Genomic DNA, 16,304 nt, shown 5'->3' on the forward strand with positions numbered 1-16,304 from the left:
TAGGAATTAATGAAGCAGCGGCGAAAACCAAAAATCCGTAGTTATGAATAACTTATCAACCGTCAGTCGAGGCGATTGACGGTAATGAGAAAACGCTCAGTGGGAATACTGACGCTATCGATTGTATGAATCCTGAATTTGGATGTCGTCCAGCGGTTGCTTCCTTCAATCCGGATGGTCTTCCCGCTGTCGTTAAATTTCAGTTCAAATGGCATCTCGAAATCGCTGACATCCGTCTGCCAGCGGTATTGCAGCCTATTGCGGTGTTTGCGCAGTTGCAGTATCGGATATTTGGTATAGCGCAGGTACTGGTCAAAAACGGGTTTCAGGTTAAAACCGCTTTTCTGGCTGAAAAACTGTTCGACCATTTCGGTAGTAATGATTTTATGGCGAAAGGTAGTCGAATACTCCAAAAGCATTTTCCACCATTTTTCGTCATCATTTACCATGCTCCGGATGGTATTCACAAGCCAGGCACCTTTCGGATACATATCGCCCGAGCCTTCGTTATTGACGCCGAAATGCCCTATGACAGCCGACTTGTTTTCAATATTGGCTTTGAGTCCGTTCAGGTATTCCATCGCTTTTTCAGCGCCAAGCGTGCATTCGATATAAACGGCTTCGCTGTAATTGGTAAACCCCTCATGAATCCACATGTCGGCGATGTCTGCGGCTGTGATGCTGTTTCCGAACCATTCGTGACCGCTTTCATGGATGATGATGAAGTCAAACGTAAGTCCGATACCGGTGCCAGACAAATCCCGGCCCAGATAACCTGACTTATACTTATTCCCGTATGCCACGGCGCTTTGGTGCTCCATGCCCAGATAAGGTGTTTCGACGAGCTTATATCCATCAGTCGTGAAAGGGTAGGGGCCAAATTTACTCTGGAAGCAGTCCATCATCGGCTTGACCTGTTCGAACTGCTTCCGGGCTTTTTGCTCGTTGTCGCGCAACACATAGTAGTCCAGGTCGAGGCCTTTATAGTTTTCGCCGAAATGCACATAATCGCCGATATTGAGCGAGATCCCGTAAGTATTGATCGGGTTTTTGACTTCCCAGTCCCAGCGCGTGTATCCGTCATTCAAATCCTGTGATCCTGTAAACCGCCCGTTTGACACGCCCATCAGGCCATTGGGAACAGCTAATTTGATGGTTACGCCGTTGTCCGGCTCATCCGTTTGGGAATCCTTGCACGGATACCACAGGCTGGCCCCCGTTCCCTGTACAGCTGTAGCGATCCAGTCTTTTCCTGCCGTGTCTTTTGAGAATACAAATCCGCCGTCCCAGGGCGCGCGTTGGGCCACAATCGGGTTGCCGGAATAATAGAAAGTGATCTTTTGGTCCGAATCCTTTGCCAGTGGTGTCGGGAAGTCGATGAAGACTGCGTTGAAATCCCTTTTGAATTGGAGTCGGTTCGAATCCCAGACAATACTGTCGACCTGCATATTCCCGAACAAATCGATCTGGATCCTCGACGTGTTTTCTACAACCCTGAATGCAATGTCGTTGAATCCGCGAATGGATTTCTGCGAAGGGATAACCCGTAGATTGATGTCGTAACGCCGGATATCGAAACAGCTGCGTTCAGAGCGCATACCGCCCTGCAGCGAATCTTTTCTCGAAAAGGTTTCCTGTGAAAAGCCTTTGGCAACGGCCATCATCAATAAAGCTGCAGCAAATCCCTTCATCATATTAAGTCTGGATCACACCAAGGTTAAAAGGTTTTTGTATCGGCGCATGATTTGCCGCCTCAATGCCCATGGAAATCCAGGTACGTGTATCAATCGGGTCGATGATGGCGTCGGTCCAGATCCTTGAAGCTGCGTAATAAGGCGAGACCTGGGCATCATAGCGCGCCTTGATTTTATCGAACAATTCCTGTTCTTTCTTTTCGTCCACGACTTCCCCTTTTGATTTTAATGAGGAAGCTTCGATCTGCATCAAAACTTTGGCTGCCTGCGTGCCGCCCATGACGGCCAGTTCGGCGCTTGGCCACGCAAAAATCAACCTCGGATCGTATGCTTTGCCGCACATGGCATAATTTCCGGCACCATAAGAATTCCCTACGATTACTGTAAATTTAGGTACAACCGAATTGGATACCGCATTTACCATCTTCGCCCCATCCTTAATAATACCGCCATGTTCCGATTTTGAACCCACCATAAAGCCGGTCACATCCTGTATGAAAACCAACGGAATTTTCTTCTGGTTGCAATTGGCAATAAAGCGCGTAGCTTTATCTGCTGAATCGGAGTAGATCACGCCGCCAAACTGCATTTCCCCTTTTTTGGATTTTACAACCTTACGCTGGTTGGCTACAATCCCTACCGCCCAGCCGTCAATGCGCGCATACCCCGTGATGATGGTTTGCCCGTAGCCGTCCTTGTACGCTTCGAACTCGGAATTGTCCACCAGTCGCTCGATGATCTCCATCATGTCGTACTGCTCGTTTCGTGCCTTGGGCAGAATGCCATAAATCTCGTTTTCGTCTTTTGCGGGTTTTGCAGGTTTGTCACGGTTGAAACCCGCTTTTTCAAAATCGCCTATCTTGGAAACGATATTCTTGATCCTGTCCAAAGCATCCTTATCATCTTTCGCCTTGTAATCGGTTACGCCTGAAATCTCGCAATGTGTCGTCGCGCCTCCAAGTGTTTCATTGTCTATGCTCTCACCGATAGCCGCTTTAACGAGGTAACTTCCCGCAAGGAAAATACTGCCTGTTTTGTCGACAATCAGCGCCTCGTCACTCATAATCGGGAGGTAAGCGCCTCCTGCTACACAGCTTCCCATAACGGCTGCAATCTGTGTGATGCCCATGCTGCTCATCACGGCATTGTTCCGGAATATACGCCCGAAGTGCTCTTTGTCCGGAAAAATCTCGTCCTGCATCGGCAGATACACCCCGGCGCTGTCGACAAGATATATAATAGGTAAGCGGTTTTCAATGGCGATTTCCTGTGCACGAAGGTTTTTCTTTCCGGTGATCGGAAACCAGGCGCCGGCTTTCACGGTCGCATCGTTGGCTACGACAATGCATTGTTTCCCTTTGATGTAACCCATTTTGACGACCACACCACCCGAAGGGCATCCGCCATGCTCGGCGTACATGCCATCACCCGCAAACGCTGCGATTTCAATGTTGTTTGCCTTAGCGTCGAGGAGGTAATCGATGCGTTCACGGGCCGTCATCTTGCCCTCGGCGTGTAATTTTTCGATTCGCTTTTCGCCGCCACCCAATTTGACTTTGGCGAGTTGCTGCTTTAAATCAGACAGCAGCAGCCTGTTATGGTCTTCGTTCTTATTGAAATTGATATCCATCAGGAATTTGGTTTGTGAAGTGTTATTGTAAGGTATGCTAAATTACGAAAACGATTGGAATTGGAAAGAATGGTTCAATATGAAGCCGAAACGGCAAACGGTTAAATGGTTAATGTTTACTTAACATTAACTTAACATTAGCCAGATACATTTGCAACGTTAATTTAACATCTTATGACGATAAATAATTTCTTCCAGTTTTTAGTCCCGAAAGATAAAAAATTCTTTCCATTATTTGAGAAAGCGACTTCAAACATGATCCTGATGGCAAGTACGTTGCATGAGGTGGTCAATATGGCTCCGGCGGACCGCCACGAGCATTTCATGAAGATTGAGGAACTCGAACAGACAGGGGAGGAAATCACCCGGAAAATCAACCTCGAACTGAGCAAGAATTTTATTACGCCTTTTGACCGTGAAGACATTTACGCGCTGACCAAGGCAATTGACAATATCGCCGGGAATATTTACGGTGCCTCAAGCAGGATGCGTTTGTACCACATAGAGAAAATTACAAAATCCATCCGCAAACTCACCGAGATCAATCTTGAAGCTTGCCAGAACATTGACGCTGCGGTGAAGGAACTGCGCGACCTGAAGAAAATTAAGAAAATTACCGATGCCTGCGCCCGGATCAACAAGCTTGAAAATAAATCGGATATGGTTTATGATAAAGCCGTGGCCGACCTGTTTGAAAATGAAACCGACGCAAAGAATATCATCAAATACAAGGAAGTGCTTTCCGTACTGGAATCGGCGGCTGACCGGTGTAAGAGCGCTTCAAACGTACTCGAATCCATCGCGGTAAAACATTCATAAGGACTGACCCATACACACATGACGTTATTAATCATCATCATCGTTTTAGCCCTTATTTTTGATTACATCAATGGTTTTCACGATGCCGCTAACGCCATTGCCACTGTTGTGGCTACAAAGGTGCTTACTCCTTTTCAGGCGGTGATATGGGCTGCGTTTTTCAACTTCCTGGCGTACTGGGTTTTTGGATTTGGCGTCGCCGACACCGTGGCTAAAACAGCCAATACCATGGAAATCAATCTTACGGTGATCCTCGCTGGGGTCATTGCGGCCATCATATGGAATTTATTTACGTGGTGGCAGGGTATTCCGTCAAGTTCGTCCCATACGCTGATCGGGGGCTTCGCGGGCGCGGCCATTGCGCACGCCGGAATCGGCGTCGTATCGTGGTACAAGGCAGGAAAGGATGGCGGTTTGCCGTCGGGCGTACTGATTATTATCGCATTCATCGTGCTGGCGCCTTTACTCGGTGCGCTGGTCTCTTACCTGATTTCGCTCTGGCTATTGCATTCCTATAAAAAACGGGCGTTGCCAAAGTTGTTTACCGTAGGATTAATGGCACTGACATTTTGGTTTATTGAAGGACAGATTAAATATTACGACAAGATCGACAAACCGAGATTCGATTCCCACTTCTGGAGTGTGGCACTCGAACAGCACAACATCAAATGGTTCCTTGTTGGATTCATCATCTTTACGATCAGTATCTTTTGCCTGTTTTTCAGCAGGCTGAACCATACACAGTCAGAATTTTGGCTGAAGAAAATGCAGCTGCTTTCGTCTGCGGCCTTTAGCCTCGGACATGGCGGTAACGATTCACAGAAAGTTATGGGAATCATCGCTGCGGCGGTAGCGGTTTACGTTCACACACATACGGGCGAAACAATGCCGGATTGGCTCAATGTCATCTTACCGGATGAGGATGGAAACGGTTCGAATATGCCCGAGTGGATCCCGTTAGCGTGCTACTCCGCGATTGCAGCCGGAACCCTGAGCGGCGGCTGGAAAATCGTCAAGACGATGGGGTCTAAAATCACCAAAGTAACCTCATTTGAAGGCGTTGCTGCAGAAACCGCCGGAGCCCTGACATTGTATTTTACCGAACACCTGAAGATTCCCGTAAGCACCACACATACAATCACCGGTTCTATTATCGGGGTGGGCCTTACCAAAAGGATTTCCGCAGTGCGCTGGGGCGTAACGGTCAGTCTGGTTTGGGCATGGATCCTCACCATTCCGATTTCAGCGATTCTGGCCGCGATTGTATACTACTTGCTCAGTATCTTTATCTAACGATTGCAAAATGAATTCAATAAAAAAGTCCCTAAATCCGGGACTTTTTTATTTTAAGATACGGTGCACACTGTGAGATTCCGTAAGGTATAACTACGCTATCTCGAAGATTCTTTTACCAATCGTTTTAAGATGGCCCACTGTTTTAACGCATCCCGAGCCTCTACAGCAGGATAGCCGAGCATGACCTTTCCGGGCTCTATGTCGCCTGTAACCCCAGAGCCCGCGCCGACTGTCGCGCCGCTGCCAATGGTGACATGGTCCTTGATCGAAGCGCTTCCGCCGATAATGACGCCATCACCCAGTGTGACAGAACCTGCGAGTCCGCTGTTGCCGGCCATGATGCAAAAACGTCCCAGTTTGCTGTTGTGTCCGATTTGTACCAGGTTGTCAATTTTACAGCCATCTCCCAGAACGGTCGAGCTGAATTTACCCCTATCAACACAGGAATTTGCACCGATTTCAACGCCATTGCCAATAATCACATTGCCTATTTGCGGGATTTTTACCAATCCTCGTTCGGCACAAGGCCTAAAACCGAAGCCGTCGGCCCCGATCGTCGCATTGGGATGGATGATGCAGTGGTGTCCGATATGGCAACGCTCGCGTATCACACTTCCGGACCAGATTGTCGTATGATTTCCTATACTGGACTCATCCAAAATCGTGACATTCGGGTAAATGGTGGAATGGTCGCCAATTTTGACATTCTTTCCGATATAGCAGCCCGCCCCGATACGGGAACCGTTTCCAATTGTCGCCGATACATCGACTACCGCGGACGGATGGATGTCGTGATCGAATTCAGGAAGGGGAGGGGCAAAGAGGTCAAGTACCTGCGACATGGCCAGATCGGCGTTGCCCACCTTAATGAATGCCCTGTTATCTCCGGGCTCAATCGTGATGTCTTTATTGACCACAGCGGCACAAGCCTTGGACCCGGCCCAGCAACGTTCGTATTTTTTATTCCCGATAAAAGAAATCTCAGTTTCAGAGGCGGCATCAAGCTGCTCGGGAGCGGTTATGCGGCAAGTGGTATCCCCAACCAGTTCTCCTTTTAAAATTTCATTAATTTCCTGGATGCTGAAGGTTTTCATGGGCAAAGGTTTGATGTTAAGGTCAAATAAAGCCTTTTAATGTGGTTTTTCCAAATATTGGTTATGTATTTTATTTTTTTAACGGATTAACAGCCAATATTTCAAATTAGCCGTGATTCTTCGCCATTTCAATAAGTTTCCGAATTGTTTTCCAGTTCCTTGATGTCGCACGCATTTTGAGCTTATTCTCAATCACCGCATTTGTGAGCTTTGTGGTACCGGCACCGTGGTGGTAACGGAGGTAAATGAACCGGTTCACAACGACCAGCCTGTCCGGCTCAAAATCAATAGCCAGCAGGATTTGCAGGCGATCCGGCAAAGGCATTCCAGCAAGGATGGCGACATAAGGCTGGGTGTCGTCGGGCAGTGCTTCCCCGGCAAATGGATTGTGTTGCCACACAAATTCCAGGTCTTCCAATGTCAGGACCATCACCGGAACTTCAAAACCAAACTCCGCGAGAATCTGTTCCGAAATCTGCTGTTCCAACAAACCCGGCTCGCACGTGTCGCTTTGAAAGACAACATTTCCGCTTTGGATATACGTCTGTATATTTTGAAGGTGAAGCGCGGCGAGTGCCTGTCTAAGCGCCTCCATTTTGATTAACTTTTGTCCGCTGACATTGATGCCGCGCAGTAAGGCGATAAACGTACCCATTACTTCTTTAGAAAAAGCTCGACGTATACCGGTAGGTGGTCCGACGGATATTTGCAGTCCTTGGAGTCGCTGAGCACCCCATATTTGGTGACCGCAATGTTGTCCTTGCTTGTAAAAATATAATCTATCAAAAGCGTGACCGGCTTGTTGAATTCAAAATTATTAAAGGTACCTGACGGCCCGAACGGAAGTTCTTCGCTGATGACTTTTGAATCATTCATCCACGAGGAGAGGAATCGGTATGCTGTGCTTTTAATCTCGCTGTTGAAATCACCTGTAACGATTACAGGAACATTTTCGGTGTTGATGGCGTTGATCTTACTCACGATCAGTTTGGCGCTGTTGGTGCGCGCCAGTTCCCCCACATGGTCGAAATGGGTATTGAATACGTAAAAACGCTGCCTGGTTTTGATATTTTCAAAAAGTCCGTAAGTACAAATCCTTTCAAACATTGCGTCCCATCCTTTGGACACTTCACCCGGCGTTTCCGAGAGCCAAAACGTGGAGTGCTTCACGACCCGGAATTTGGTCGAATTGTAAAAAATCGCGCTGTACTCACCGCCGGTGGGCGAGCTGTCGCGACCAATCCCGATATAGCTGTAATGCGTCATGGTGCTGTCAATATACTTCAACTGGTGCAGCTTAACTTCCTGTGTACCAATGAAATCCGGACTGTAAAATTGAATCTGTCTGCAGAGGAATTCTTTGCGCAGGTCCCAGCGGTTTTCCCCATCAGCCGGATTGTCGAAACGCAGGTTGTAGGTCATCACCTTTAGGTTTTGGCCGAAAGCCGACAGCGAAAGCAGCAATAAAAGGAACGTTTTTTGTATGGTGTTCATGGTTTGGTTGTTTAGGGTTGTTCGGCAATTTTAATCGGAAGTGCAAAACTGGTTCTCACCGCTACGCCTTCCTGGGTGCCGGGAATCCATTTGGGCATGCTTTTCAGGACGCGTACGGCCTCCTGGTCCAGGCGCTTTCCTACGCCCTTCTTGATCTCAATGTCTGCCACCGAACCGTCTTTCTCGACGACGAAGGTAAGATAAATGGTGCCGGATTTGGTGCCCCGGACCTGGAAATTATTGGCGATAAATTTGTAAGCTTCGGTCATGCCTCCCGGATATTCAGGGCGTTTTTCCCTTGGAAAGTAGGGAATTTCCTCGCCATTGACATCATAACAGGTCCCGCTGAGCATTTTCCCGGCCGAGTAAGTCTCGTCGCGTTTCAATGCGCCGCCCGGCCAGAAGGTTTTCGATTCGCCATCGAGGTTTCCGTTAGCATAGTTGGCAAACCAGGCCACACTGCCATCGGGATTGTAGAGTGTCGCCTTTCCCTGCGGCATGACGCCGTCTTCACGGATAGCGAGACTTGACTCACTGATCAGGGAATTGTCCATACGGAAGGTCCTGATCGTTTGCAGTGTCTTGTCGTTGTTGAATGTACTGATTTCGTAGCTTTCGGCCAAATCGGCCGTGGTCGCCTTATTGTTTCTGTCCTTATAAACTCTTTCCTGGGCGCTTGCGCAGAGCACAGACAGCAGCATGGCCAATGACAGTATTTTTTTCAACATAGTGCAGGGATTTGCATTCAAAATTAACTTTTAAAAATTCATAGCCAAAACTTAAAGCCGATGTTTTATGCATTTCATGTAATGGAAATAGAGTGAAAAAAATACGCAGGCATGTAAATTTCTGGAAAAGAAACGATTAAAGATTGGTCAATGTTTTCACCGTGCCTTTTTTAATGCTACCTTTGGCAGATTAACCGTTACACGAATATAATTCGATGGTTTATCGATTTTCGAAGGGCTGTATTTTATGACCGCTGGAAATCCGTGAATTCTTGTCTTGTGTTTTTGGCAACAAAAATATACAGCTATGGTATCGCAAAACACCCACACGGCAAGGCATATTTTTATGGTCGATGATGACGAGGATGACCGGATGATTTTCTCAGATATCCTGCGCTCGGCCGACAATTCGATCGTGCTAACAGAAGTCGAAAATGGGAAGAAACTTATGGATCTGCTAGACAACCCGCCGCTGCCGCACCTGGTATTCCTTGATTTGAACATGCCGGTAAAAGATGGTTTTGAATGCCTCGAGCAAATCAGGAAACAGGCGAAACTTAAACAGCTCAATATTGTCGTGTACACTACTTCAGACAATCCTGAAACCATCCGCAAGGCCCAGCATCTGGGCGCCACTTTTTATGCGGTGAAACCGTGTTCAATGGAAAATCTCAGGACCCTCATCAATACCATTTTGGATATGGACTGGCTCACATTGCGCCCGGAATCAAGAAGTTTCAGGTTGATATAACAGTGACGTCGATCGAGATCATGTGATTGAACCTGCGTGGGTGGCTTCACTAAACTTGTCCCGGTGATATCAGTTAGAAAGACAGTCTGCCTGATGGAAATTCTTAAACTGTTGGTAATCTAAAGTAAAACGTGCTGCCGAGTCCCAACTCACTGTCGACACCGATTGTACCGTTTTGCGCCTCGATGAATTCCCTGCTGATTGCCAGTCCGAGTCCCGTACCGGATTTCTGGCTTCCCGGAACCTGGAAATATTTATCAAATACCTTTGTCTTGTATCGGCTGTCGATGCCTTTCCCGGTGTCGGCGACGCGGAAGGTAAGCTGGTTATTTTCTTTTTTCAATTGTACTTCGATCTGGCTGTTTTCTGATGAATACCGAATGGCATTAGTTAGAAAATTAATAAGTACCCAAGCTGTTTTTTCACCGTCCGCTTTTATTTCGGGCAGCCCTTCTTCCGCAGCAATCCGAATTTCAATCTGCTTTTGTGCTGCTTCCTTCCTGACTGCGCCGGTAGCGTATTCAATAATTTTATAAGGGTTACTGTGCTCGATATTGAGTTGGATGTTCCCGGTTTCCAGTTGCGACAGCTCAAGCAGTTCGCCTGTAATTTTTAATAACCGCTGGCTGTCCTCTTTAATGCTGTCGATTAGTTGTTTCTGGCCCTCATTTATTACGCCGGTTTCCTTATTTTCCAAAAGCTGGAGGCTTAGTTTAATCGAGGCGATTGGTGTTTTCAATTCGTGTGACACTGTCGCGATAAAGTTGGTCTTCGCAAAATCGAGCTCCTTGAAGATGGTGATATTCCTGAGGATAATGACCTCGCCAATATCGATGGCCTCGTATTCTCCCGTCGGCGTTATCGTGATGCTTACTGTTTCTTTTTCAAAATAGCTCTCTTTTCCTTCGTAAAAAATTTTCATCATGTGCGGCCTGTCGTTGTGGGACTGATTGCCGATAAGCGATTTCAGCAGGTCGTTGGTTAAAGCCAAAGCCGCAGCCCGTTTTCCTATGACATCCTCAGATTTCACCCCCATAATTTTTAACGCCTCGTCGTTGGCAAACAAAATGATGCCGTCGTTGTCCAATCCCAGGATGGGATCGTGCATATTGTTAATCAAGGTTTCGAGACGCTTCTTCTCAAAAGACAGTTTGTAAAGATTGCTGTTGTGGTATTCCTGAAGCTTTAATGCCATGGTATTGAATGACCGCGCGAGGTCACCGAATTCGTTATGGTTCATGAAATTTACCCGCTCAGAATAGTTCTTGTTGGCAATCTGCCGGATGCTCTCCGTGAGTTCCCTGATCGGATTCGCGATGTTGTTGGGAAGGTTGATAAGCAAACTGAACGCAATAAGGAAGCAGAACGCCCCGGTAGAGGCAATCATCAGGTTTCCGGTTTCGGCGGTCGTCCGGGCAATATCGCTCTTCTTTTTGATTGCGATCATATTGAGTCTCATGATTTCGAATATGTCCTGCCGGATTTTACTTTTCAGTTTCTCATTGCGGCGATCCGCTTTCAATGAGGTAAAACTGCGTTTGAGCTCATGGGTTACCCTGTCTTCTCCGGTTTCCGTGATGTTAAGAACCTGTTTTGACAAATTGGATTCAAAATCGGCTATCGAATTCCCCTCGGCAGCGGTGATACGATCAAGTGCCAGCAGCATATTCCTGGAATATTCAAGCGTATTGTAGTTGGCTTTCAGGATGCTTTCGGTATCCTTCTTTATCGAAAAAATATAAAAGGCACTTACAAGCGCCAGCAGGAGTATCATCACAAACAATAATCCTACGCCCAGGTTCAGTTTGGTTTTAATTTTCATAAGTACATTTTTGCTGTTTTTGGCCTATGCTATAAATCTTTCAATATTATCCAATCGAATCACTGCCCGAAGAAAGTGCTCACGATGATGACAATATGACAAGATCGATATTTGATGAAGACAGATTATTGAGCAGTTTTTTGAAAATGTTTGTCGACAAAATTACTTTAAATAAACTGAGATGCGGCTTGCCGATGCATACCGTCGTGATTTCTTTTTCCCGGGTAATGTCAAGAATGCCATCGGTAACGTGATTTCTTTCGATTCTGATTACTTCTGCGCCAAGCTGTGTCGCAAGTTTGTAATTGTTAATGAGATGGCGCTGTTTGTCTAAAGCGATCTTGTCACTGTTTTCTTGAGGCGTTTCCACGTAGAGCACATACCAACGGCTGTTGTAATACGTGGCGAGCCGTGCCGTTTTCCGGATCACGATTTTAGCGGTCCGGTCATTAGAGCTGATACACGCCAGTAGTCTTTCGTGCCTGAGCGCGATGCCCCTTGGCAGCTCATTTTCCACCTTCCGCACGACCTGGCCAGCGACTTCCTTTAACGCGAGTTCGCGCAGCTGCAATATTTGTTCTGATTTAAAGAAATTATTCAGGGCGGTCGGAATTTTGTCTGCCGTATAAATCTTACCTTCCTTAAGTCTCGTGATCAGCTCATCGGATGTCAGGTCTATATTGACCACTTCGTCGGCCTGACGCAAAACATCGTCCGGGATGCGTTCCTGTACCACTACATTTGTAATGAACTTCACATCTTCGTTCAGGCTTTCGATGTGCTGGATGTTTACGGCTGAAATCACGTTTATCCCGGCATCGAGGATTTCAAATACATCCTGCCAGCGTTTTTCATTTTTGCTTCCTTCGATATTGCTGTGGGCCAGTTCATCGACAATCACGACTTCCGGGCGGAGGTTGATTATCGCCTGTACATCCATCTCCTCCAGTTGTTTGCCTTTGTAAAAAAGCGTCCTCCTCGGAACCACAGGCAGACCGTAAAGCAGTTCCTGTGTTTCTTTCCTGTTGTGGGTTTCGATGTAGCCAATTTTGACATCGATCCCGTTTTTAAGTAAGCTGTGCGCCTCCTGAAGCATACGAAAAGTTTTGCCCACACCGGCACTCATGCCGATGTAGACTTTAAACTTTCCTTTGCGGGACTTTTGGATCAAATCCAGGAAGTGCTGTGCATTATGTTCTTTACCATCCATCAAAATGAAATTGCCAGCGCTGTGGTTAAAAAAACATTTTTATCTGTGGGATTGTTGTTATCTAGAAAAATTTCATCCCTGCTGTTCAAAGTTCGCGCTTCTATCCGGAACATCACATTGCTTGCAGGCAAATAATCGAAATTGGCTGAAAATCCGTACGTCCTGAAACCATCCGGTGTGCCCGTCGCGATGATGACACCTTTCTGATCCTGATAATATTCTGCCCTGGCTGCCAGCTGGATTTTGTCGGTGGGTTTGTACCGGGCAATGAGAACCGGTGAATACCATACATCATAATCGCTGCTTCCATAAGCTGTTTGCTGCATCCCGATGTCGAAACCGGCGGTAAGGTTTACCTTTTCGGTGACTCTGAACAAGCCGTAAAAGTTGTTGAAGTAGCGCCATTTCCTTATCGAGTCAGGTTGTTCATTTCCAACATAGGTACTCCAGTTCAGCATTGTGCCGGCGTTTGGCCTGTAGGTAACCTGGGAACCGAAAGCCGGCGTTTGGTTGCCATCAATTTTTTGAATCCGCTGCCATCCATTGAGGTACATGACCGCGAGGTACCATCTTTCCGTTTTGGAAGTATAGCCCAATTTCACACCGGCTTCGTAATAAGGTGAATTATCGGCAAGGATACTTCTTGTGAGCGTCGGACAGTCTTTTCCCACTGCGCTTTCAAAACCGATATGCGCAGGCATAATACCTGCATCTACCCACAAATTATGATGTTGCGAAAGCCTGACGCCAACATTCGCCTCAAAAACATTTTTCAACAAATCCTGCTCCGCGGCAAGATTGTGTTGGGCGTACGTGCCTGCCATAAGTGCCAGGTTTCCGCGTACGTTATCCTTTAAATAGTTGGCCTTTACGAAACCGATATTGACATTCAGCTCGTTGTGGCGGTTGTGGCTGTATATGAAGCCTGGCCTGGTATGGTCCTCGGGTTCACCCAAATCATAACTGTAATAGGTTTCCAAATACCCTGAAAAAGTGACGGGGCTTTGGGTAGTTGTAACTTCCTGTGCCTGGGTGCCTGCAAACCAAAAAAAACAGATTGCAGCAAAAGATATTTTTTTCATAGTGCGTAAATTTATAGATGATTATTTGGCTATTTGAGTCGGTCGAGCGCCATATTGAGCTCGAGCACATTCACCGTTTCAGTTCCCATTAGGGTGGGTTTGATTATTCTGCTTTCGACCAGTTGCCGTACTTTTCCGGCGGGCAGTTGGCGCGCTTTTGCAACGCGCTGTACCTGGATCCGTGCGGCCTGCGGTGAAATATTTGGATCAAGCCCGCTTCCTGAGGCCGTGACGATATCCGATGGTATTTCCGACAGCTCAAGGTACGGATGTACGATCAGGAACGTATCGATGCGCTTTTGAACCAATGCCAGGTAGTCCGGATTTGATGGCCCTTTATTGCTTCCGGCACTACCGGCGGCATTGTAATCTACCGCTGAAGGCCGTCCCCAGAAGTAAACCGACTTGTCGAATTTTTGCCCAATGTTTTGATAGCCGACGACTTTGCCGTTGACGGACAGCGTTTTTCCTTTTCCCTGGTCAGGCGTACATTGTGCAACACCATAAATAGCCAAAGGATACAGGACGGCGAAGAGGATCAGCAGGACGGCCGTCAGTTTAATGATGGAAAGTATATTTTTCATTTGTTTTTTTTATTGCTCCGGATTGCTGTGGGTGCCAAGCCGGACTGATTACATAAATAAGGTTACGAACAGGTCAATGAGTTTTATCCCGATGAACGGAATGATCAAGCCACCGAGCCCATAAATCAACAGGTTTCTTTTTAAAATTGCGCTGGCGCCGATCGGCTTGTAATTGACACCGCGTAATGCCAGCGGAATGAGTATCGGAATAATGATCGCATTGAAGATAACAGCAGATAAGATTGCGCTCTCCGGGCTGTGCAGGTGCATGATGTTCAATCCTTCCAAAGCGGGTATCGCTGTAATAAACAATGCGGGTACTATCGCAAAATACTTGGCGACATCATTGGCGATCGAGAATGTGGTGAGCGTTCCCCTGGTCATCAACAGTTGTTTTCCAATCTCGACAATCTCAATCAGCTTGGTGGGATCGTTATCAAGGTCAACCATATTTCCGGCTTCTTTTGCCGCCTGAGTCCCGCTGTTCATTGCAACGCCTACGTCGGCCTGTGCCAACGCGGGTGCGTCATTGGTGCCATCGCCCATCATCGCGACCAGTTTACCATTTTGCTGCTCTGCCTTGATGTAATTCATTTTATCCTCAGGTTTTGCTTCAGCGATAAAATCATCAACCCCGGCTTTCTCTGCAATAAACCGGGCCGTCAACGGATTGTCACCGGTTACCATGACGGTTTTGACGCCCATTTTCCTGAGTCGGTCGAAGCGCTCTTTCATACCGGTCTTGATAATGTCCTGGAGTTCGATGACGCCCTGTATCCTGCCGTTTTTAATCACGACGAGCGGCGTTCCTCCATTTGACGAAATTTCGACCACCTTCGCTTGGGTATCGGTCGGAAAATCATTCCCCGCCTGCGCCGCAATGCTTTTGGCAGCGTCCTGTGCCCCTTTTCGGATGTTGGTGCCATTTTTCAGGATCACACCACTGGTTCGTGTTTCTGCTGTGAACTTGATCGTCTCGGCAATGTCAGAGGGGTTCATGGATGCTTTGATGTCATTGTCGACGGTGTAGCCGAGTTCAATAATGCTTTTCCCCTCGGGTGTGTCGTCCGCGAGCGAACTCAGCATGGCCGATTCGACGAAGTCAGCAAACGCAACCCCTTCAGATGGGTAAAAGTGGGTTGCTTTCCTGTTTCCGATGGTTATCGTACCCGTTTTATCCAGAAGCAGTACGTCTATATCGCCCGCCGTTTCAACCGCCTTACCTGATTTGGTAATGACATTGGCGCGCAGGGCCCGATCCATCCCTGCAATGCCTATTGCTGAGAGTAATCCGCCAATTGTCGTAGGAATCAGACAGACGAACAGCGAGATGAATGCTGCAATCGTAATGGGCGCATTGGCATAGTCAGCAAAAGGTTTCAGGGTCACGCAGACAATGACGAAAATGAGCGTAAAGGCCGCGAGCAAAATCGTCAATGCGATTTCATTTGGCGTTTTCTGGCGGCTTGCACCTTCGACCAGAGCGATCATTTTGTCTAGAAAGCTTTCCCCGGGTTCAGAAGACACGACGACTTTAATCCTGTCGGAGAGTACTTTGGTTCCACCGGTCACAGACGATTTGTCGCCCCCGGATTCTCGTATCACCGGCGCACTTTCGCCCGTTATGGCACTTTCGTCAATTGTTGCGAGTCCCTCTATAATCGTACCGTCGGTCGCAATCGTATCACCGGCCTCACATAAGAACACGTCTCCTTTTTTGAGCGCGGAAGAGCTCACCAATCGGATTTCACCGTCGGGCAATAGCTGCCTTGCAGGCGTTTCTTCACGCGTCTTCCTCAAGCTGTCGGCCTGCGCTTTTCCCCGCGCCTCGGCAATGGCTTCGGCAAAGTTGGCAAAGAGCAGCGTGGCGAATAGTATCATGAAAATTAAGAAATTGTAGCCAAAACTGCCCTGGTCGCCGGCTCCCATCAGGATCGAGACACATACCACCAGCATGATCGCCGTGCCGATCTCGACGGTGAACATCACCGGATTCCTGAACATCAGTTTCGGATTCAGCTTTACAAAAGACTGCAACAGCGCGTCCTTAACCTGTTTACTTTCAAATAATGAATTGGATTTATTGTTGTTCATTGTGAT

14 protein-coding genes are annotated in these 16,304 nt (G+C 47.4%); 3 read left to right on the forward strand and 11 right to left on the reverse strand.

Translation table 11 applies throughout. The features are described 5' to 3' along the window. Positions 1–62: 62 nt before the first annotated feature. Together HYN48_RS11015 and HYN48_RS11020 are read right to left on the reverse strand one after the other, a co-directional pair. On the reverse strand, positions 63–1,694 hold the full coding sequence (locus HYN48_RS11015; RefSeq protein WP_108371673.1) for a M1 family metallopeptidase: 1,632 nt from the start codon (positions 1,692–1,694) through the stop codon (positions 63–65). A gap of 1 nt (position 1,695) precedes the next feature. Beyond that, positions 1,696–3,324 (reverse strand): acyl-CoA carboxylase subunit beta, encoded by a 1,629-nt coding sequence (locus HYN48_RS11020; RefSeq protein ID WP_108371675.1) that lies wholly within the window; start codon positions 3,322–3,324, stop codon positions 1,696–1,698. Between the two features lie 174 nt (positions 3,325–3,498). On the opposite strand from HYN48_RS11020, the gene HYN48_RS11025 reads away from it, so the two are divergent. Together HYN48_RS11025 and HYN48_RS11030 are read left to right on the forward strand one after the other, a co-directional pair. Further along, positions 3,499–4,143: a DUF47 domain-containing protein gene (locus HYN48_RS11025; RefSeq protein ID WP_108371676.1), complete on the forward strand. Its 645-nt coding sequence runs from the start codon at positions 3,499–3,501 to the stop codon at positions 4,141–4,143. 18 nt (positions 4,144–4,161) lie between these two features. After that, positions 4,162–5,436: an inorganic phosphate transporter gene (locus HYN48_RS11030; protein WP_108371678.1), complete on the forward strand. Its 1,275-nt coding sequence runs from the start codon at positions 4,162–4,164 to the stop codon at positions 5,434–5,436. Between the two features lie 98 nt (positions 5,437–5,534). Here the strand turns inward: HYN48_RS11030 and lpxD are convergent, their stop codons facing one another. The 4 genes from lpxD to HYN48_RS11050 all read right to left on the reverse strand — a co-directional run bounded on the left by lpxD (position 5,535) and on the right by HYN48_RS11050 (position 8,755). Then, entirely contained in the window at positions 5,535–6,533 is a 999-nt protein-coding gene (gene lpxD / locus HYN48_RS11035) for a UDP-3-O-(3-hydroxymyristoyl)glucosamine N-acyltransferase (protein WP_108371680.1), read from the reverse strand. Between the two features lie 106 nt (positions 6,534–6,639). Further along, positions 6,640–7,188 carry a DUF1697 domain-containing protein gene (locus HYN48_RS11040; RefSeq protein WP_108371682.1) on the reverse strand — a complete coding sequence of 183 codons (549 nt, stop codon included), beginning with the start codon at positions 7,186–7,188 and terminating at the stop codon, positions 6,640–6,642. Beyond that, positions 7,188–8,027: an endonuclease/exonuclease/phosphatase family protein gene (locus HYN48_RS11045; protein WP_108371684.1), complete on the reverse strand. Its 840-nt coding sequence runs from the start codon at positions 8,025–8,027 to the stop codon at positions 7,188–7,190. The genes HYN48_RS11040 and HYN48_RS11045 overlap by 1 nt, the downstream gene beginning before the upstream one ends. Positions 8,028–8,038: 11 nt before the next feature. Beyond that, entirely contained in the window at positions 8,039–8,755 is a 717-nt protein-coding gene (locus tag HYN48_RS11050) for an energy transducer TonB (RefSeq protein ID WP_108371686.1), read from the reverse strand. Positions 8,756–9,062: 307 nt separating this feature from the next. On the opposite strand from HYN48_RS11050, the gene HYN48_RS11055 reads away from it, so the two are divergent. Then, the gene (locus HYN48_RS11055) at positions 9,063–9,506 is read left to right on the forward strand and encodes a response regulator (RefSeq protein WP_108371689.1); all 444 of its coding nucleotides are present in this window, start codon (positions 9,063–9,065) and stop codon (positions 9,504–9,506) included. Between the two features lie 103 nt (positions 9,507–9,609). On the opposite strand, the gene HYN48_RS11060 is transcribed toward HYN48_RS11055, so the two are convergent. From HYN48_RS11060 to kdpB, 5 genes are all read right to left on the reverse strand, one after another. After that, the gene (locus HYN48_RS11060; RefSeq protein ID WP_108371691.1) at positions 9,610–11,328 is read right to left on the reverse strand and encodes a sensor histidine kinase; all 1,719 of its coding nucleotides are present in this window, start codon (positions 11,326–11,328) and stop codon (positions 9,610–9,612) included. Positions 11,329–11,407: 79 nt separating this feature from the next. Continuing rightward, positions 11,408–12,538, reverse strand: coding sequence for a sensor protein KdpD (locus tag HYN48_RS11065; protein WP_181248465.1), 1,131 nt, complete (start codon positions 12,536–12,538; stop codon positions 11,408–11,410). Then, on the reverse strand, positions 12,538–13,620 hold the full coding sequence (locus HYN48_RS11070) for a porin (RefSeq protein ID WP_108371695.1): 1,083 nt from the start codon (positions 13,618–13,620) through the stop codon (positions 12,538–12,540). Before HYN48_RS11070 ends, HYN48_RS11065 begins: the two co-directional genes overlap by 1 nt. 29 nt (positions 13,621–13,649) lie before the next feature. Further along, the gene (locus HYN48_RS11075) at positions 13,650–14,204 is read right to left on the reverse strand and encodes a K(+)-transporting ATPase subunit C (RefSeq protein WP_108371697.1); all 555 of its coding nucleotides are present in this window, start codon (positions 14,202–14,204) and stop codon (positions 13,650–13,652) included. Between the two features lie 48 nt (positions 14,205–14,252). Beyond that, on the reverse strand, positions 14,253–16,298 hold the full coding sequence (gene kdpB / locus HYN48_RS11080) for a potassium-transporting ATPase subunit KdpB (protein WP_108371699.1): 2,046 nt from the start codon (positions 16,296–16,298) through the stop codon (positions 14,253–14,255). Between the last annotated feature and the right edge of the window lie 6 nt (positions 16,299–16,304).

It is taken from the genome of Flavobacterium magnum (assembly GCF_003055625.1).
GTDB lineage: Bacteria > Bacteroidota > Bacteroidia > Flavobacteriales > Flavobacteriaceae > Flavobacterium > Flavobacterium magnum.